Below are 19,951 nucleotides of genomic sequence, written 5' to 3' on the forward strand. Positions count from 1 at the left end.
CATCCCTTAATCGGTTGTCACCTCTTCCAAGGCAGGACAGTAAACATGAAAAACGTTGGTTTTATCGGCTGGCGCGGTATGGTCGGCTCGGTGCTCATGCAGCGCATGATCGAAGAACGCGATTTTGACGGCATCCGCCCGGTCTTTTTCTCTACCTCCCAGCACGGCCAGGCAGCACCGAGCTTTAGTGGTCAGCAAGGTACTTTGCAAGACGCCTATGATATTGATGCGCTTAACGCGTTGGATATTATCATTAGTTGTCAGGGTGGCGATTATACCAACGAAATATATCCTAAGCTGCGTGAAAGCGGTTGGCAGGGATACTGGATCGATGCAGCTTCTTCTCTGCGTATGAAGGATGATGCCATTATTATCCTCGACCCAGTGAACAGCCAAGTGATTCAGCAGGGGCTGAATAACGGCATTAAAACTTTCGTCGGTGGTAACTGCACCGTTAGCCTGATGCTGATGTCGTTGGGCGGTCTGTTTGCCAATAATTTGGTCGAGTGGGCATCGGTGGCGACCTATCAGGCAGCGTCAGGCGGTGGCGCACGTCATATGCGTGAGTTACTGACCCAAATGGGCATGCTGCATGCCGGTGTCGCGAAAGAGCTACAAGATCCGGCCTCGGCGATTCTGGAAATCGAGCGCAAAGTTACGACCGCCACTCGCAGTGGCACCTTGCCGACCGATAATTTTGGCGTGCCATTGGCGGGTAGCTTGATTCCATGGATTGATAAAGCGTTGGATAACGGCCAAAGCCGTGAAGAGTGGAAAGGTCAGGCAGAAACTAACAAAATTCTGAACACGGGTAGCATCATTCCGGTGGATGGTTTGTGCGTACGCGTTGGTGCGCTACGCTGCCATAGCCAGGCGTTTACTCTGAAACTGAAAAAAGACATTCCGTTACCGGAAATTGAACAATTATTGGCAACGCATAATGATTGGGTTCGGGTGATTCCAAACGATCGTGAATTGACTATGCGAGAGCTGACACCTGCTGCCGTGACCGGTACGCTTAATACGCCGGTAGGGCGGTTGCGTAAGCTGAATATGGGGCCGGAATATCTGTCCGCCTTTACCGTTGGCGACCAGTTATTATGGGGTGCAGCAGAACCGCTGCGTCGGATGCTGCGCATTCTACTGAAATAGTGGCTGATGGCCTGGTGCCGTTCGCTCAGAATGATGAGAGGTTGTCGTGTAGCGGCAACCTGTTTTTATACGTTGAAATCAGTGTTCCTCCGCGGTATTAAATGGCACTTTAATCGTAATGCGGGTGAATTTCTCCGCCTCACAGTTAACGGTGACGCCGTATTGATCGCCGTAGCGCACTTTGATACGCCTATCGACCAAATTCATGCCTAAACCATCGCCCCCCAGTTTTGGCTGATACAAACCGGCATTGTCCTCGACATCCAGTGTCAAAATATCGTCCTGCAACTTCCCGCGCAGCGTGATTTGTCCATTGTTGAACATCTGTGAAATCCCGTGCTTGATGGCGTTTTCTACTATGGGTTGTAGAGAAAATGCAGGTAAACGAGCCTCCAGAACGTGATCCGGCAAGTGGATGTTCACGCTTAAACGATCGGCAAAACGGGCCTTTTCGATTTCCAGATAGGCATTTACATGCTCGATTTCATCACTGAGAGTGACAATATCGTGGCTGCGCTTCAGGTTTTTACGAAAGAAAGTGGAGAGAGAAAGCACCAGCTTCCGGGCATGATTTGGGTCACGGCGGATCACGACTGATAAGGTATTGAGGGCATTAAACAGAAAGTGAGGATTAACCTGTGCATGGAGCAGTTTGATTTCTGACTGCGCTAATAGTTGTTTTTGGTGCTCAAATTTGCCGGCCAGAATCTGTGCTGATAACAGGTGGGCAATACCTTCACCCAAGGTTCGGTTGATACTGGAAAATAGCTTGGTTTTCGGTTCATACAGCTTGATCGTGCCAATGACCCGATGTTCTTCACCCCGCAGTGGGATCACCAACGTCGAACCCAGTTTACACGTCGGTGAAATGGAACAGGTATAGGCCACCGCATTGCCGTCGGCATAAACTACCTGATTCATCTCAATGGCTCTATGAGTGTGGTTTGAGGTAATGGCAGAGCCGACAATGTGGTGATCTGATCCGGTACCGATAAAGGCCAGCAATTTCTCCCGGTCGGTAATGGCAACCGCGCCGACGCCCAGTTCTTCATAGAGAATGCGAGCGACCCGCATACTGTTTTGCTGATCAAAACCGTGGCGCAATAAACCCTCGGATCGGGCCGCAATCTGCAAAGCTTTGGCCGAGAACGCCGTGGTGTATTTTTCAAATATCGCCCGCCGGTCTAATAAGATACGCATAAACATAGCTGCACCAATGGTATTTGTGATCATCATTGGCAGGGCAATATTCTCTACCAATTCTAGCGCTTCGGAAAATGGGCGTGAAACTGCCAGAATGATCGCCATTTGCAAGACTTCGGCCGCCAGAGTGACGCCTGCAATCACCAGTGGTTGAAATAATAGATCCAGCCGATTTTTGCGGATCAAATAATTATGCAGAAAACCGCCAATCAATCCTTCGGCTACGGTGGACAGCATACAAGCGGTAGCAGTCATTCCTCCCATCGAATATCGATGCAACCCGCCGGTTAAGCCCACCAGAAATCCAACCGATGGCCCACCCAATACACCACCTAATACTGCACCAATAGCGCGAGTATTGGCGATTGAATCGTCAATATGCAGGCCGAAATAAGTCCCCATGATACAAAACATGGAAAAAGTGAGGTAACAAACCAACTTGTGTGGCAAGCGGATTGTTACCTGCATCAAAGGGATAAATAGCGGTGTTTTACTGAGTAGATATGCGATGACCAGATAAACGCACATTTGTTGTAGTAATGAAAAGATCAGTTCGACCTGGCTAACGCCCATGCTGGATTGCCTCCGTTATTCTTGAAGCTATTGTAACCAATCAATAGATAAGAAAACTTTAACCGGAACAATTAAATATAAAAAAATTGCAGACCGTGATATCTGCTGCTAATGCATGGATTTAGCCAAGAAGATGCCACAACCAGAAGCAAAATAACGGCATTACCATGATTTTCTCATGAATAAAATTATCATTGATAAGTAACCCTTTTTTTTACGAAGCTTTGACTATGCTTATAGTTTGGGGCGTGCGTTACACGCAGTGGATCGCGCTTGCGTATGTGGTTTCACCAACGCACATTTTGGAATTTTGGATGGAACAGGCCCCGCCTTTGATCTTGATCATTAATTATCCATTGAATGGACTGCATGATAGATAGGTTAATAAATTTAATTTATATGGAAATAATTGCTTATAAATCATGATATTAATAACGGGAATGATGATATGTCAGTACTTCCATCTCTAGATGTAATTGATCAGGTTATTTCTGGCAATTATTCTGATCCTTTCTCCATTCTTGGCATGCATAAAATTGCCGATTGTTTGCAAGTTCGAGCGCTGTTTCCAGATGCGCAAGAAGTATGGGTGATTGACGGAAAGACCAGTAAAAGAGTGACTCAACTGGATTGTCTTGATCCGCGTGGGTTCTTTGCTTCCACGATCCCCAGACGCAAAAATCCATTTTTTTATCAGTTAGAAGTAAAATGGTCGGGTAACACCCAAATTGTTGATGATGTGTATCGATTTGGACCATTACTACAAGATATAGATAGTTGGCTACTGGCTGAAGGTACCCACTTACGACCTTATGAACGTTTAGGGGCTCATCCAATGTCTCTGGATGGGGTTAATGGTGTAAGTTTTGCCGTTTGGGCACCTAATGCCAGGCGAGTGTCGGTTGTTGGTGAGTTTAACTTCTGGGATGGCCGACGACACCCGATGCGGCTGCGTAAAGAAAATGGTGTTTGGGAGTTGTTTTTACCCGCGGTTAGCATTGGACAGTTATATAAATACGAGATTATCGACAGTAATGGCAATATAAGGCTAAAAGCAGACCCTTATGCATTTGAAGCTCAGATGCGACCAGAAACTGCCTCACTAGTCAGCCCGTTACCCGATATTGTTGAAAACTCACCAGCCAGACAACGCGCTAATGCTCTGAATGCACCAATCTCCATTTATGAAGTTCATCTCGGTTCTTGGCGAAGACATACTGAAAACAATCATTGGTTGAGCTACGGCGAATTGGCCGAGCAGTTAGTGAATTACGTCAAATACATGGGTTTTACCCATATCGAATTACTTCCTATTAGTGAGCATCCATTCGACGGCAGTTGGGGCTATCAGCCTTTGGGAATGTATGCGCCTACTCGCCGTTTTGGTACGCCGCAGGATTTCAAACAATTTATCGAGAAAGCCCATCAGGCTGGACTCAACGTCATTCTGGACTGGGTGCCGGGGCACTTCCCCAGCGATGAATACGGTTTAGCACAATTCGATGGTACGGCGCTGTATGAATATGCCGACCCGCGCGAAGGCTACCATCAGGACTGGAATACCCTGATTTATAACTACGGCCGTAATGAAGTGCGTAATTATCTGGCAGGTAATGCTTTTTACTGGCTGGAACGTTTTGGTATTGATGGCCTGCGTATTGATGCCGTGGCCTCGATGATCTATCGGGATTACAGCCGGGCAGAAGGGGAGTGGGTACCCAATAAATACGGTGGTAGAGATAATCTGGAAGCCATCGAATTCCTGCGTTACACCAATCATACTCTTGGTGTTGAGCGGCCAGGTGCGGTGACATTGGCTGAAGAATCAACCGACTATCCTGGCGTGACCTTACCGCCAGAAATGAATGGTCTGGGCTTCAACTACAAATGGAATATGGGTTGGATGCACGACACGCTTAACTATATGCAGTGCGACCCTGTTCACCGCAAATACCACCACAATCTAATGACTTTCGGTATGTTGTACGCTTACACCGAAAACTTTGTGTTACCGATTTCCCATGATGAAGTTGTACACGGTAAACGCTCGATTCTGGATCGGATGCCCGGTGATGCTTGGCAGAAGTTTGCCAATCTACGTGCCTACTACGCCTTTATGTGGGCGCATCCCGGTAAGAAGTTGCTGTTTATGGGTTGCGAATTTGCCCAGGGGCGCGAATGGGATTTTAACCACAGTTTAGACTGGCATCTATTGGACGACGAAGAGGGTTGGCACTGTGGTGTTCAGCGTTTGGTGCGGGATCTTAACCACTGTTACCAACAAAATGCGCCGCTGTATGAATTGGATTATCAGCACGAAGGTTTTGAATGGCTGGTGGTTGATGACAGTGACAACTCGGTCTTTGCGTTTTTACGCCGCGATGCTGCCGGGAATGAACTGATTGCGATCAGTAACTTTACGCCAGTGCCGCGTTATGGCTATCGGATTGGTGTTCCTCATTCCGGTTGTTATCGGGAAATCTTGAATACAGATTCGATGCATTATTGCGGCAGTAATCAGGGGAATCACGGCGAAATACTCAGTCAGTACATTGGTAGCCATCACCACGCCCATTCATTGGAATTGACCTTGCCGCCGCTGGCAACCTTGTATCTACTGCGAGAGAGATGAAATGGCAACTCTACTTGCGGGATCGCCTACACCTTTGGGGGCTAATTTTGACGGTAGCGGCATAAATTTTGCCTTTTTTTCCGCTCATGCCGAAGGTGTGGAGCTGTGCCTGTTTGATGCTGAAGGGCTGGAAATCCGCATCCCGCTTCCTGTGCGCAGCGGCAATATCTGGCATGGTTATCTGCCCGCCGGTAAACCTGGGCAGCGTTACGGTTTCCGCGTTAGCGGACCGTTTGAGCCTCGACAGGGACATCGTTTTAACTCACATAAGTTATTGCTCGACCCCCGAGCCAGAGCGGTAGAGGGGCAGTTGTTAGACAGCCCGAGTCTGGCTGGTGGCCGCGATCAGCCGGATTTGCAGGACAGCGCAGCGGTAATGCCAAAATCAGTGGTCGTGCATGAAGAATATGATTGGCAGCACGATGCTCCTCCGGCAGTTCCTTGGGGAAATACGGTTATTTACGAAGCCCATGTTCGTGGACTGACCCAGTTGCATCCCGATATTCCGGCTGATCTGCGTGGTACTTACGGCGCGCTAGCTCATCCGGTGATGATTGATTACCTGAAAAAGTTGGGTATTACCGCACTGGAGCTGCTGCCAGTTCAGCACCATGTTGATGAACCTCGGCTGCAAAAAATGGGGTTGGAAAATTACTGGGGCTACAACGTCTTGGCAACTTATGCCATTGAACCGGCTTATGCCTCGCACCGCGTCGGTATTTCACCACTCACGGAATTCAGGGATGCGGTGAAGGCTCTGCATCGTGCTGGTATTGAAGTTATTCTGGATGTGGTGTTCAACCACACAGCCGAGCTGGATGTAGAAGGGCCAACCCTGTCTCTGCGTGGCATTGATAACGCCAGCTACTATTGGTTAAGCCCACAGGGTGACTATGAAAACCCAACCGGATGTGGCAATGCACTCAAGCTGGATCAGCCTGAAGTGGTTTGCTGGGTAATCGATTGTCTGCGTTATTGGGTTGAAAGCTGCCATGTGGATGGTTTTCGTTTTGATCTGGGAACAACTTTGGGGCGAACGCCGTCTTTCTCGCCAGAGGCTCCATTCTTCAACGCGTTAAGAGCCGATCCTATTCTAGCCCATTGCAAACTGATCGCAGAGCCTTGGGATATCGGCTGGGGCGGTTATCAGGTCGGTAATTTCCCCACTGGTTTTAGCGAATGGAATGACCGGTTCCGCGATGATATCCGTTGTTTCTGGTTGCGGGATGATCTTTCGTTGGGGCAGTTTGCCCGGCGCTTTGCCGGATCCAGCGATTTGTTTGAACGCCGTGAACGGCGGCCTTCAGCCAGCATTAATCAAATCACGGCCCACGATGGTTTTACCCTGCTCGACCTATTGTGCTTTGAGCAAAAGCATAATCAGGCCAACGGCGAGAATAATCGAGATGGTACCGCAAATAACCATAGCAACAATTTTGGCTGTGAAGGGTTAACGGCAGATGAAGAGGTTTGGCAGCGTCGCCGAGCCTGTCAGCGCGCCTTACTCAGTACATTACTGCTTTCGCAAGGAACGCCAATGCTGCTGGCTGGCGATGAACATGGACATAGTCAGCAAGGCAACAATAACGCTTATTGTCAAAATAATATCCTCACTTGGCTAGATTGGTCGCGAGCTGATAGCGCGCTGATAGCTTTTACCTCTGGGCTTATTCACCTGCGGCAAAAAATTCCTGCGTTAACCCAAGACCGTTGGTGGCAGGACAGTGATGGCAATGTGCAATGGCTGGATTATCGCGGGCAAGCCATCGACGCGGCCGCTTGGGAGCGGAGAGATCAAAAGTGGCTTCAAATTCGGCTATCTCAACGATGGCTGGTGGTGATCAATGCTACTGATCAGCCTTGCGAGATGACTTTACCTGCCGGGGAGTGGCAACTGGCTTTCCCCTTTGAGCCACAAAATATCACTCAGGCACAGCAGACATATCCATTGATCTGGCATAGCTCAGTATTTTCAGTGTTTGTGTTTGAACAGAAAATTTAAGGAACTTTCCATGGCTAAATTCGAAAATAGAGATCCGTTTATGTTGGCCAGACAATTGCCGATTAAATCTGTTGCGTTGATTCTGGCCGGTGGGCGCGGCTCGCGCTTAAAGGATCTGACCGCTACCCGGGCTAAACCGGCAGTACATTTTGGCGGCAAGTTTCGGATTATCGATTTTGCGTTATCCAACTGTCTAAATTCAGGCATTCGCCGTATTGGTGTGATTACTCAGTATCAATCCCATTCCTTGGTACAACATATTCAACGTGGCTGGTCCTTCCTGAACGAAGAGATGAATGAATTCGTTGATCTTTTGCCCGCCCAGCAACGTCTGAGTAATGAAGAATGGTACAAAGGTACCGCAGACGCGGTTTATCAGAATCTGGATATTATTCACCGTTACAACGCAGACTATATTGTCATTTTGGCGGGCGATCACATTTACAAAATGGATTACTCGCGCATGCTGATTGACCATGTCGAAAAAGGGGCTAAATGCAGCGTAGCTTGTATTCCGGTGCCGATTCAGGAAGCTTCTGAATTTGGCGTCATACAAGTCTCAGATGACTATCAGATCGTTTCTTTTATGGAGAAACCAGCCAATCCGCCAGCCATGCCAGGCAATCCAGAGATGGCGCTGGCCAGCATGGGAATCTATATTTTTAATGCTGATTATTTGTACAAATTATTACTGGAAGATATGAATACGCTGGGATCGAATCATGATTTCGGCAAGGATTTGATTCCTAAAATTACCGAGCGCGGAGAGGCATGGGCGCATCCATTTACCCTGTCATGCGTCACCTCCAACTCGGAATTACCACCTTACTGGCGTGATGTTGGGACACTGGATGCTTACTGGCGTGCCAATCTGGATTTGGCGTCGGTCACGCCTGAGTTGGATATGTATGACCGCAGTTGGCCGATTCGTACCCATATGGAGCCGCTTCCACCGGCAAAGTTTGTGCAGGATCGAGACGGTAGCCACGGCATGACCATGAATTCGCTGGTTTCTGGCTGTTGTATTGTGTCTGGTTCGGTGGTGGTGCATTCAGTTTTGTTCCCGCGTGTGCGGGTTAACTCATTTTGTCATATCGATTCGGCGGTGCTACTGCCCGATGTCCGTGTTGGGCGCTCCTGTCGCTTGCGGCGCTGTGTTATTGACCGCGCCTGCCAAATACCGGAAGGCATGGTGATTGGTGAGAACGCAGATGAAGACAGCTCGCGTTTTTATCGTTCGGAACATGGGATAGTCCTGGTAACGCGGGAGATGCTCGCCAAGCTATAACAACATCCTGGGTTGGCGTGAAAACGGCAGCCTCGATACAGTATGTTGTCTGTAACCCTATCGACAACTGATGAAATACAGGAGTGATAATGCGGGTTTTACATGTCTGTTCTGAGTTGTTCCCTTTATTGAAAACCGGGGGGCTCGCGGATGTTGTGGGGGCGTTACCTGCCGCCCAGATCGCCGGTGGTACTGATGTGCGGGTCATTTTACCGGCATTCCCTGATTTAATGCAGGGCATTCCTCATACCGAACTGGTCAAAGAACTCGATACCTTTGCTGGGCACGTGACATTACGTTACGGTATCTATAATGGGGTAGGTATTTATCTGATTGATGTGCCTGGTTTGTATGATCGCCCCGGCAGCCCGTATCACGACCAATCACTGAATGCCTATAGCGATAACCATCGCCGTTTTGCGTTGTTGGGCTGGATGGCCTGCGAACTGGCCTGCGGATTAGACAGCTATTGGCGACCGACTATGGTACATGCGCACGATTGGCATGCGGGTTTGACCTGCGCCTATCTGGCCGCTCGAGGTCGCCCTGCACGTTCGGTCTTTACCGTACATAATCTGGCTTATCAGGGGTTGTTCTCCGCCCATCATATGGCCGAGTTACAACTGCCACCGTCGTTCTTTAATATTTATGGCCTGGAGTTTTACGGTCAAATCTCATTCCTCAAAGCCGGATTGTTCTACGCCGACCATATCACTACCGTTAGCCCGACTTATGCCAAAGAAATCACCCAGCCTGCCTTTGGTTACGGTATGGAGGGTCTGCTACAACAGCGAGCACAGGAAGGGCGGTTGACCGGTGTACTAAATGGCGTTGATGAGAGTATCTGGGATCCGGCCACGGATAAATTACTGGCTGAGTGTTATGACAGCGAGAATTTGGGCGGCAAAGCCATTAATAAGGCACAGTTGCAAAAATCCATGGGATTAGAGGTGACGGATAAAAAACCGGTCTTTGCGGTAGTGAGTCGTTTAACCTCACAAAAAGGATTGGATCTGGTGCTACAGGTATTGCCTGAACTGCTCAGAGCTGGTGGACAGCTAGCGGTGCTTGGGTCTGGGGACGCAGTATTGCAGGATGCCTTTTTGGCTGCGTCGGCGGATTATCCCGATCAGGTTGGTGTACAAATTGGTTACCACGAGGCATTTTCGCACCGAATTATCGCTGGCGCGGATGTTATTTTAGTTCCGAGTCGGTTTGAACCTTGCGGTTTGACACAATTGTATGGCTTGAAATACGGTACCTTGCCATTGGTGCGCCACACTGGCGGCTTAGCGGATACCGTCGTGGATTGTGCTTTGGAAAATCTGGCCGATGGTAGCGCCTCGGGGTTTGTGTTTGATGAATGTGAAGCAACGGAGCTAGAAAGGGCGATTCGACGAGCCTTTGTTCTCTGGCTTCGACCAAAACATTGGCGGCATGTACAGCGTCATGCGATGGGGCTTGATTTTGGTTGGCAGGTAGCCGCAGCGGACTATCGGTCTCTTTATCAGCACTTGTTGTAACCACGAACTAGGGAAATATCGCTTATGACTACACCCTTCAGTTATACCTCGCCGATAGTCAGTGTGGATGCTCTAAAACATTCCATTGCTTATAAACTGATGTTTATCGTTGGTAAGGATCCCGGTATTGCGACCCGACATGATTGGCTGAATGCGACGCTGTTTGCGGTGCGTGATCGTATGGTGGAGCGTTGGCTTCGCTCGAATCGGGCGCAGCTTTCCCAAGATGTGCGTCAGGTTTATTACTTATCGATGGAGTTCTTGCTGGGGCGGACGTTATCTAATGCTCTGTTATCCATGGGTATTTATAATGATATTGAAGTAGCATTGGATGAAATGGGCATCGATCTGAGCGAATTGCTGGCGGAAGAAAGCGATCCGGGATTGGGCAACGGCGGTCTGGGACGTCTGGCCGCCTGCTTCCTTGATTCTTTGGCTACTCTGGCACTGCCGGGACGTGGTTACGGTATTCGCTATGAATACGGTATGTTTAGCCAGAAAATCGTGAATGGTCAACAGGCAGAATCTCCAGATAACTGGCTGGAATACGGCAATGCTTGGGAGTTTCCTCGCCACAATACTCGCTATAAAGTGCGATTTGGCGGCCGCGTTCAACAGGAGGGTGCCAAAATTCGTTGGCTGGAGACCGAGGAAATTCTGGCTTGCGCCTATGATCAGATTATCCCCGGATTTGATACTGACGCTACCAATACACTGCGGTTATGGTCAGCTCGAGCCAGTAATGAAATCAATTTGGGCAAATTCAATCAGGGTGACTACTTTGCTGCGGTAGAGGATAAGAACCACTCAGAAAACGTATCGCGCGTGTTGTATCCGGATGATTCCACCTATTCTGGTCGCGAATTGCGACTGCGACAGGAATACTTCCTGGTTTCCGCCACGGTGCAGGATATTCTGGCCCGTCACTGGGCATTGCATCATACCTTCGACAATCTGGCGGATAAAATTGCTATCCACCTTAATGACACCCACCCGGTATTGTCCATTCCCGAATTAATGCGTCTACTGATTGATGAGCATAAATTTACTTGGATAAAAGCCTGGGGAATGGTGGAAAAAATCTTCTCTTACACTAACCATACTTTAATGACCGAAGCGCTGGAAACCTGGCCGATTGATATGATTGGTCGAATTCTGCCGCGTCACCTGCAAATCATTTTCGATATCAATGACTACTTCTTGAAACAGGTACAAGAATTGTTCCCCAGCGACAATGAGTTGTTGTCCAGAGTTTCTATCATTGATGAAAGCCATGGGCGGCGGGTGCGTATGGCGTGGTTAGCCGTAGTCGTCAGTCATAAGGTGAATGGTGTTTCTGCCCTGCACTCCGAATTAATGGTGCAATCACTGTTTGCCGATTTTGCTCGTATTTTCCCCGATCGTTTCTGCAATAAAACCAACGGGGTCACGCCGCGTCGTTGGCTCGGGTTGGCGAACCGTCCGTTGGCGGCGGTATTGGATGACAGCATTGGTCATAACTGGCGAACCGACCTTAGCCAACTGAGTGATATCAAACCCAATATTGATTACCCGAGCTTCTTGCTGGCAATACAAAAAGCCAAGCTGGAGAACAAAAAACGGCTGGCTATTTATATCGCGAAAAACCTGAACATTGTGTTGAATCCGGAGGCATTGTTCGATGTGCAAATTAAACGTATTCATGAATATAAACGGCAACTGCTGAATGTATTACATGTGATCACGCGTTATAACCGTATTTTGCAGGATCCTGATGCCAATTGGGTCGGGCGAGTGGTAATTTTTGCCGGTAAAGCGGCATCGGCTTATTACAATGCCAAACAAATTATCCGCCTGATCAATGATGTGGCTAAAGTGATCAATAATGATGAACGTATCAATAACTTATTAAAAGTGGTCTTTATTCCTAACTATGGCGTGAGCCTGGCTCAGATCATTATTCCGGCAGCAGATCTTTCCGAGCAAATATCGCTGGCGGGAACCGAGGCTTCGGGGACCAGTAATATGAAATTTGCACTAAACGGTGCGCTCACCATTGGTACTCTGGATGGTGCCAATGTAGAAATTCGCGAGCATGTCGGGGAAGATAATATCTTTATCTTCGGTAATACCGCTGAGCAGGTAGAGGATTTGCGATCTAATGGCTATAACCCGCGTAAATACTATGATGAGGATCCCGAGCTTCATCAGGCGTTGACGCAAATGGCGACCGGCACTTTTAGTCCGGAAGAACCTAATCGTTATACTGGACTGTTTGATTCCCTGGTTAATTTGGGGGATCACTACCAATTATTGGCAGATTATCGCAGTTATATTGATACGCAGGATAAAGTGGATGAGTTATATCAGCAACCGGATGAATGGGCTCGTCGTACCGTGTTGAATATTGCCAATATGGGGTATTTCTCATCTGACAGAACCATTCAGGAATATGCCGATGATATTTGGCATATTAAGCCGATAAAACTGTAAGGTAATTTATTCTCTGTCCACTTAATAAACCCTTTCATTTGAAAGGGTTTATTGTTTGGTTTGTCGATGTTGAATATTGGCAGGTTTATCTGGCATATCACACCGTTTTTCTGATTTTCCCACCTCAGCAAACTGCCCCAGATTTGCCGATTTATCTGGTGCAGTTTGGCTGATATCAGGTTCAGGAAACCAGTGAGAGCGACTGAATTTTTTCTGCCTGTACAGCGGCTAGCCAAACAGCAACTCGTTGTTTTTGCACATCATCTAGTAACATGCCCAGTTTGGTACGACGCCAAATGGCATCATCTAGCTCAACAACCCATTCATGTTCGACCAAATAACGCAGCTCTGCTTCGTACAGGCCATGACCGAAATCTTCGCCCAAATCGCTGAGGCAGGTTGCATTGGCCAGAATGATTTCGCTATGGCTACCGTAAGTCCGGGTATAACGGCGAGCCACAGCTTCCGGCAACCAATTGTAACGATGGCGCAGTTTGACCGTATAAAGGTCGCGATCGCCGCCGATATCACCACCTGGCAATGAACCATTTTTGGTCCAGGCCGGGCCAACTTTTGGGTAATACTGCGTCAGTTTTTCCAGCGCATGTTCGGCCAGTTTGCGGTAGGTCGTTAGTTTGCCACCAAAGACGGACAGTAATGGTGCTTTACCCTGCTCGTCGGCGACATCCAGTGTGTAATCACGGGTGATGGCTTGCGGTGAGTCAGATTCATCATCACACAGTGGACGCACACCAGAATAGGTCCAGACGATATCGTCACGGCTCAGTTGCTGTTTAAAGTGATCGTTATACACTTTCAGCAGATAGCCGATTTCTTGATCGTCAATTTTCACCTCTTTTGGATCGCCTTGGTACTCCACATCGGTGGTACCAATAATGGAGTAATCATCAAGCCAAGGAATCACGAACACGATACGGTGGTCTTCGTTTTGCAGAATATAGGCTTGTGGCTGATGGTGTACTCGCGGTACGACGATATGGCTGCCTTTGATCAGGCGGATACCGTAAGGCGATTTCAATTTCAGACCATCGTCAAAGAACTGTTTCACCCACGGACCTGTGGCATTAACCAGACCTTTGGCGCGCCAGGTTAAGGTTTTACCGGTGTTGTTATCGGTCGCTTCAATCACCCACAGGCCGTTTTCACGCCATGCGCGGGTGACTTTGGTTCGCGTGCGCACTTCGCCGCCGCGTTCAACCACTTCCTGAGCATTCAAAACGACCAGACGGGCATCATCGACCCAGCAGTCGGAATATTCGAAACCGCGCACTAATTCTGGCTTCAGTACCGAGTCTGCGCCAAAACGTAGCCCTTTACTGGCTGGCAAGGTGGTACGTTTACCCAAATGGTCGTACAGGAACAAACCCGCCCGAATCATCCAGGCTGGGCGCAGATGGGGCTGATGCGGTAAACGGAAACGCATAGGGAAAGCGATATGCGGAGCCATTCTCAGCAACACTTCACGTTCGGCCAGTGCTTCACTCACCAGACGGAATTCGTAATGTTCCAGATAGCGCAGGCCACCGTGGATAAGTTTGGAACTGGCGGAAGACGTAGCACAGGCCAAGTCTTGCGCTTCCAGCAGCAATACTGACAGGCCACGTCCGGCAGCATCCGCAGCGATGCCGGCACCGTTAATGCCACCACCGATCACGATCAAGTCTTTGGTTTCCATGTAACCTTCCTCCAGATGTTCGAAACAGCGCTTTAATGTTCGTTTTCGCTCATGATTGTAATCAAAAACCAACAAACAAGCCAAGAGTTAACCAAAAAAAAACATTCATGCGTGATGGTGGTAACGTTTTTGTTGCTGAATCATTTTACAGATGTAACTCATTAGGCTGAAACAAGACGCATTTTTATTTTTAGTGTGATGGTTATGGTAAGGCAGATCGACGAAGCGATATTTATTGGTGATAAATAGTGTCGAAATAATAGAGGCGAGGGATGCGGTGAGCGGGGGCTTAATCCCCTTACACCGCAAAAATGCATGATGGCTATCGAAGGGTGTTGATCAGCACAATTCCAGTTGGACTCCGTGCTGCTCGATGATTTTCATCACGCTGGCTGGTGGTGGTTGATCGGTAAACAGGTAATTGATCAGATTCATATTACCCAGATTGACCATGGCATTACGGCCAAATTTGGAGTGGTCAGTTACCAGCATGACGCAGCGGGAGTTTTCAATAATGGCGCGTTTGGTACGTACTTCATGGTAGTCAAATTCTAGTAGAGAACCGTCCATATCGATGCCACTGATACCCAAAATGCCGTAATCAAGACGGAATTGGGAGATGAAATCCAACGTGGCCTCGCCGATGATTCCACCGTCACGAGTGCGGACTTCACCACCGGCCAGAATCAAACGAAAATCTTCTTTGGCGGTCAATAAAGTGGCTACGTTAAGATTATTGGTTACCACCCGTAGATTTTTATGGTTAAGCAAGGCATGTGCGACAGCTTCAGGTGTGGTTCCAATATCAATAAACAAGGTTGCACCGTCAGGAATCTGGCTGGCAACCCGTTGGGCGATACGGGCTTTTTCTTCCGACCACATAACCTTACGATCATTATAGGCTGCATTCACCGAGCTGGACGGTAACGCCGCTCCGCCGTGGTGGCGATGAATTTTGTTCTGATCGGCCAGATCATTCAGGTCGCGCCGAATGGTTTGTGGGCTAACGGCAAAGTGTTCTACCAACTCTTCGGTGCTGACGTAACCCTGCTGACGCACCAGTTCAATAATCGCATCATGTCGCTGCGTTTGCTTCACGATAATCCCCTAATTTGCCCAGTTATGGTGGACAGTTATTGTGTGGTTCGGGTGCTGTTACGCGTATCCCAAAATGCCATCAGTAAGCCGATTATCAGGCCAGAAACATGTGCTGCATTAGCGATCGATAGACCTAGAATATCGAAATACCCAGCGACAAGCCAAAGTACCGAGAAGGCCATCAGGCCGTTTGGCAGGGAAATGCCTCTTTCAGGTGCCCGTTGTCCAGTGAGCCAAACATAGCCCATTAACGCATAAACCACGCCAGACAAACCACCAAAGTTGGAACCGCTGAACAGGGATTGTCCCCAGCCACTGAACACGGCGGAAACAATGGTTAATACCACCAGTTTTCCCGTGCCAAGCCGCTTTTCCATTTGCCCCCCCAGATACCACCACCACATCAAATTAAACAAAATGTGCATCAGGGAAAAGTGCAGTAAACCATGGCTGACCCAGCGCCAAAATTCGAAATATTGACTGCTATTACGCGGCCATGCCAGCCAACTCATTACCGTATTATCGCCGACAATCTGCATCAGGATATAAACGGCAATACAAACGACCATCATGCTCAGGGTTAATGGGCCAGCCTGACTGCGTAAATTTTGTAGCAGCGAGACGGGTTGGTAAGGTATCTCGGTATGAAGATTACCAGATTGCCAGCTCGCGGCTTGATAGCGTGGATTGAGCGGATCCAATAAAAATTGTTCCAGTTCATGCTGAACCTGGGGGAGTTTTTCATCCTCGGCTAACCAGATTTCTGCATCTTGAGTGCCATGTCGGACGCTAAGTTCCACCTTTTGGGTAGCCATGTAGTCCACAAAGGCCTGCGCCAGACGTAGGTTAGAAATTACTATTACACGAATCATATTTATAGTTTACCGTCTAACGTTATGATCTATAAAACATCTCAGTAGTTATCGCCTTGACTGAGCCTGTTAGCAAGCTGATTCTCCCTTTTCGCTGTAGGGATGTCATCCGTTGTTTAAAAAAGCGTGTCGTAATTACGTTAAAAAAGCCGACGAATCGCGGTTTTCACCTGTGGTAGGGCAAGAGATCAGACAGAGGCCGGAAATGGCCTCTGCATAGGAAAAGAACGAAACTCAGGCTTTCTCGGTTGCGATATCTTGCGGGTAATGTTTGGCCCACGCTTCGAAACCGCCGTTAATACTGTAGACCGCGTCAAATCCTTGTTCCAGAAGATACTGGGCTGCGCCTCGGCTACTGTTACCGTGGTAGCACATGACCATCACCGGTTGATCAACATCGGTGTGCTGTATAAAAGCGGGTAAGCTACCATTGGTGAGATGGAATGCTCCCGGTGTGTGACCCGCTTCATAGCTTTGTGGATCGCGAATATCTACCAGAACAGTCTGGCCTTCTTTCCAGCGGGTATAGGCTTGCTCAATATCGATTACTTCAAATTGTTCCATGCTACTGACGCCCTTTTATTGGCTACTGATTGCGGTTATGCCGCTATTGTAATCAATTCTGCGCCGATTAAGACCAGTGCATTAGTGTGGATAAAGATTTTGGCGGCTAAATGCCGTATCCCATCATCTGTAACAGCCTCTGGGCTTGTTGCACGGCTTCTTGGCGATGCGCAACGCCGAGTTTCTGATACAAGTTGCGAATGTGTGTTTTGATGGTGGTTGCTGCCACATCCAGTTCACCGGCAATCTGATCGTTACTGTAACCGGAATAAATCAGCCCCAATACTTGCCACTCTCGCTGTGTTAACGGACTGGTTCTAATCAGCTCTGGTACCTGCGGATGGGTCAATAATTTATCGACAAAACATTCATCAAAATGCGCAAATTTATGACGATGATGCTGATTAATATCTTTGAGAATACGTTGAGCGCGGTGTTGCTCCAATTCAGGTAATGCATTCAACTGAATGAGCTGACGCAACTGTTGCGCCATCGCTTCCCCTTCGGTCACGAAGTGGCTGATAAAACCGGTACGGTTGGCCAGAGTCAGAGATTCGATCAAGGCTTTCTGCGCTTCGCCTTTGCGTCCGGTCTGCCAGTACAAAATATTACTGAGTAGCAAATTACGGTTGAGGTCGCTGGTCAGGCGCAAGCGGCGCGCATTTTCGTTTAATTCATCCAGCACCACTTCGGCCTCATCAAAATAGCCGAGCATAATTTGTACTCTGGCGATATTGCGCCATTGACCTTGCAGGAAATGATTATCGGCCATACCCGGTTTTTCGGCCTGACGTAGCCAGTTGGCTGCCGCCGCTTTATCGCCGGTCATCTGCCAGTAAATCACCCGTGGTTTATCCGCATTGGTCACCCAATCGCGGTGATATTGCGTGTCGTGAAGCAACGCTTCGCAGCTCTGGAGATACCGATGAGCATTATCCAGATCGCCACGCGCCAAGGAGCATTTTGACAGCATGGCCAGGCACTGTAATTGCTGCTGTGGCTGATAGTTAGCGAGGATCGCAATTCCCTGACGAGCGGCTTCTTCTGCTTCGTCCAGTCGTGACCAAGACCACAGAACCTGCGCGCGAATACGTAGTAAGAATTCATGCATTGGTAATTGTTCAAGGTGCTGCTCGCGTACCAGTTCGAAGGCTTTTTCCTGGGTTTCAAACGCGGCTTGCAGAAAACCTTGAGCAATCAGAATTTCACTTTGTTGCAGTAATGCCCAGAGCGCATAGTGATAAGCCTGATGACGGCGAGCCATTTGCTCGGTTTGTTGCATCATGGGTAATGCGCGCGCCAGCTCCCCTTTGCAGTGGTGAACTTCACCGGTGACGGACGTGGCAACAATCCGGCTGTAGTAGCTGGCCATCGGCAAATATTTCAGGGCGTCGGCCGCCAGCCTTTCCGCTTCATCAGGTTTACCAGCATTAATGGCAACTTGTGCTCGCAGGGCATCAAACTCGGCGCTGAGCGCAGCATCAATCGGAATTTTTCGTTCCTGCATGGCCGATTCAGCCTGACCCAGTAGGGTATTGACCTCGCTGTAGCGATGTTGGCTTTGTGCCAGCCACGCCTGTAACAACGCCAATTCGGGATGTTGCACTAACACCGAATAGGGGAGCGCGTTCAGGCATTGTTCCAGTAACGCCAATTCGCTGTGATTGAACAGCGACCAGGCATGTTGCAGTAAAATATCCCTCAGCATCCCGACATCGCCAGCGGCTAGAGCATGGTGAATGGCTTCCGCTGGATAGCCCAGCGCTAGCCAGCCTTCGGCAGCGGCATGGTGTAGATCCGGCAATTCCAGCGCCAGCTCCCATTGGCAACGTTGGCGTAGGAACGTGGCAAACAGCGGGTGGAAACAGAACCACTCGCCGGTATCATCCATGCGATGAATAAACAGGCCTTGCCGTTCCAACTCCTCTAATCGCTGCTGACCGTTATCTTCACCCGTCAGGCGTACAATCAGTGCGTCGTTCATTGAACGCAGCACCGAACAGCGCAGCAAGAATGCGCGGGCGTTGGTCTCCACCTGATCCAGAACTTCATCGACCAGATAATCGGACAGATGGCTGGCATTCAGCCCAGCCAGACGCTTGGCAGATTTTTGCGCCGATGAATTGGGTTGACGGGAAGATAGCGCAATAAGCTGTAACGCCGTTGCCCAGCCTTCTACCTCGTCACACAGGCGGCTGCTGTCGCTCTGATCTATAGGCTCAGGCAGGCGACAATCAAAGAATTGTTGTGCTTCCTGATGATTGAAAGCCAACTGCTGTATACCCAGTTCCAGCAATTGATCACGCACGCGTAGATTGGCAATGCCGAGAGGTGGCAAGGTGCGAGATAACATAATTAGCGTTAGGTTTTCCGGTTGATGGCGCAGGAAAAAACGCATGGCTTCATGAACGGCATCGTTGATGATCAGATGATAATCGTCAATCACCAGATACAGAGGGCCATCCCAGTCGGATAACTCGACAAACAATTGGGCAAATAGGGCTGAAAGGTTAGCATATTGATGCTTTTGGCTGAGAGCTTCACTCTTGCTGCAATGACCGCCAGTCGCCTGTTGTATTGCCGCGACTAAATAGGTTGCGAAACGTTCTGACTGATTATCGCTTTCATCCAGTGAATACCATCCAAGATTGGATTGACCAGACGCCCATTGCGCAACTAATGTCGTTTTTCCATATCCTGCCGGGCAGTTAACCAATGTCAGGCGATAGTTCGCTGCGCCAGAGAGTTTGACCAATAGGCGATCGCGAACAACGGTATTTTGCAGCCGTACCGGCCGGCTCAGTTTTGATGGGATCAGCATATTATTCCAGACTCAAATGGCGGCTACAGGCGTACGCATTCATAAGGATAATTAT

General features: G+C 48.8%; 12 protein-coding genes. 6 read left to right on the top strand and 6 right to left on the bottom strand.

Annotated features, from left to right (window positions below; genetic code table 11):
* The first annotated feature begins 45 nt into the window (after positions 1-45).
* Positions 46-1,152 carry an aspartate-semialdehyde dehydrogenase gene (asd, locus tag DJ39_RS01055; protein WP_004718386.1) on the top strand — a complete coding sequence of 369 codons (1,107 nt, stop codon included), beginning with the start codon at positions 46-48 and terminating at the stop codon, positions 1,150-1,152.
* A gap of 78 nt (positions 1,153-1,230) precedes the next feature.
* Here the strand turns inward: asd and DJ39_RS01060 are convergent, their stop codons facing one another.
* Positions 1,231-2,928, bottom strand: coding sequence for a sensor histidine kinase (locus DJ39_RS01060; protein ID WP_004718387.1), 1,698 nt, complete (start codon positions 2,926-2,928; stop codon positions 1,231-1,233).
* Positions 2,929-3,376: 448 nt separating this feature from the next.
* Between DJ39_RS01060 and glgB the strand changes: the two genes are divergently transcribed.
* The 5 genes from glgB (at position 3,377) to glgP (ending at position 12,845) form a co-directional block, all read left to right on the top strand.
* Positions 3,377-5,560: a 1,4-alpha-glucan branching enzyme gene (gene glgB, locus DJ39_RS01065; protein ID WP_004718390.1), complete on the top strand. Its 2,184-nt coding sequence runs from the start codon at positions 3,377-3,379 to the stop codon at positions 5,558-5,560.
* Between the two features lies 1 nt (position 5,561).
* On the top strand, positions 5,562-7,562 hold the full coding sequence (gene glgX / locus DJ39_RS01070; RefSeq protein WP_004718391.1) for a glycogen debranching protein GlgX: 2,001 nt from the start codon (positions 5,562-5,564) through the stop codon (positions 7,560-7,562).
* Between the two features lie 10 nt (positions 7,563-7,572).
* Entirely contained in the window at positions 7,573-8,850 is a 1,278-nt protein-coding gene (gene glgC, locus DJ39_RS01075) for a glucose-1-phosphate adenylyltransferase (RefSeq protein WP_004718394.1), read from the top strand.
* A gap of 89 nt (positions 8,851-8,939) precedes the next feature.
* Positions 8,940-10,373, top strand: a complete 1,434-nt coding sequence (gene glgA / locus DJ39_RS01080) for a glycogen synthase GlgA (protein ID WP_004718397.1) — start codon at positions 8,940-8,942, stop codon at positions 10,371-10,373.
* 24 nt (positions 10,374-10,397) lie between these two features.
* Entirely contained in the window at positions 10,398-12,845 is a 2,448-nt protein-coding gene (gene glgP / locus DJ39_RS01085) for a glycogen phosphorylase (protein ID WP_004718398.1), read from the top strand.
* 181 nt (positions 12,846-13,026) lie between these two features.
* Here the strand turns inward: glgP and glpD are convergent, their stop codons facing one another.
* The 5 genes from glpD to malT all read right to left on the bottom strand — a co-directional run bounded on the left by glpD (position 13,027) and on the right by malT (position 19,896).
* The gene (gene glpD, locus DJ39_RS01090; protein WP_038242876.1) at positions 13,027-14,541 is read right to left on the bottom strand and encodes a glycerol-3-phosphate dehydrogenase; all 1,515 of its coding nucleotides are present in this window, start codon (positions 14,539-14,541) and stop codon (positions 13,027-13,029) included.
* Positions 14,542-14,880: 339 nt separating this feature from the next.
* The gene (locus DJ39_RS01095) at positions 14,881-15,639 is read right to left on the bottom strand and encodes a DeoR/GlpR family transcriptional regulator (protein ID WP_004718404.1); all 759 of its coding nucleotides are present in this window, start codon (positions 15,637-15,639) and stop codon (positions 14,881-14,883) included.
* A gap of 35 nt (positions 15,640-15,674) precedes the next feature.
* Positions 15,675-16,511, bottom strand: a complete 837-nt coding sequence (gene glpG / locus DJ39_RS01100) for a rhomboid family intramembrane serine protease GlpG (RefSeq protein ID WP_004718407.1) — start codon at positions 16,509-16,511, stop codon at positions 15,675-15,677.
* A gap of 234 nt (positions 16,512-16,745) precedes the next feature.
* Complete coding sequence (gene glpE, locus DJ39_RS01105; protein ID WP_004718408.1) at positions 16,746-17,075, bottom strand: thiosulfate sulfurtransferase GlpE; 330 nt, start codon at positions 17,073-17,075, stop codon at positions 16,746-16,748.
* 106 nt (positions 17,076-17,181) lie between these two features.
* Entirely contained in the window at positions 17,182-19,896 is a 2,715-nt protein-coding gene (gene malT / locus DJ39_RS01110) for an HTH-type transcriptional regulator MalT (RefSeq protein ID WP_004718410.1), read from the bottom strand.
* Between the last annotated feature and the right edge of the window lie 55 nt (positions 19,897-19,951).

It is taken from the genome of Yersinia ruckeri ATCC 29473 (assembly GCF_000754815.1).
Lineage (GTDB): Bacteria > Pseudomonadota > Gammaproteobacteria > Enterobacterales > Enterobacteriaceae > Yersinia > Yersinia ruckeri.

What these genes read in the sequence shown, in the direction of transcription:
- glgP (WP_004718398.1), top strand. Translation starts at nt 10,398, where the DNA reads ATGACTACACCCTTCAGTTATACCTCGCCGATAGTCAGTGTGGATGCT.
- glpE (WP_004718408.1), bottom strand. Translation starts at nt 17,075, where the DNA reads ATGGAACAATTTGAAGTAATCGATATTGAGCAAGCCTATACCCGCTGG.
- DJ39_RS01060 (WP_004718387.1), bottom strand. Translation starts at nt 2,928, where the DNA reads ATGGGCGTTAGCCAGGTCGAACTGATCTTTTCATTACTACAACAAATG.
- glgB (WP_004718390.1), top strand. Translation starts at nt 3,377, where the DNA reads ATGTCAGTACTTCCATCTCTAGATGTAATTGATCAGGTTATTTCTGGC.
- glgC (WP_004718394.1), top strand. Translation starts at nt 7,573, where the DNA reads ATGGCTAAATTCGAAAATAGAGATCCGTTTATGTTGGCCAGACAATTG.
- glgX (WP_004718391.1), top strand. Translation starts at nt 5,562, where the DNA reads ATGGCAACTCTACTTGCGGGATCGCCTACACCTTTGGGGGCTAATTTT.
- malT (WP_004718410.1), bottom strand. Translation starts at nt 19,896, where the DNA reads ATGCTGATCCCATCAAAACTGAGCCGGCCGGTACGGCTGCAAAATACC.
- glpG (WP_004718407.1), bottom strand. Translation starts at nt 16,511, where the DNA reads ATGATTCGTGTAATAGTAATTTCTAACCTACGTCTGGCGCAGGCCTTT.
- asd (WP_004718386.1), top strand. Translation starts at nt 46, where the DNA reads ATGAAAAACGTTGGTTTTATCGGCTGGCGCGGTATGGTCGGCTCGGTG.
- glpD (WP_038242876.1), bottom strand. Translation starts at nt 14,541, where the DNA reads ATGGAAACCAAAGACTTGATCGTGATCGGTGGTGGCATTAACGGTGCC.
- glgA (WP_004718397.1), top strand. Translation starts at nt 8,940, where the DNA reads ATGCGGGTTTTACATGTCTGTTCTGAGTTGTTCCCTTTATTGAAAACC.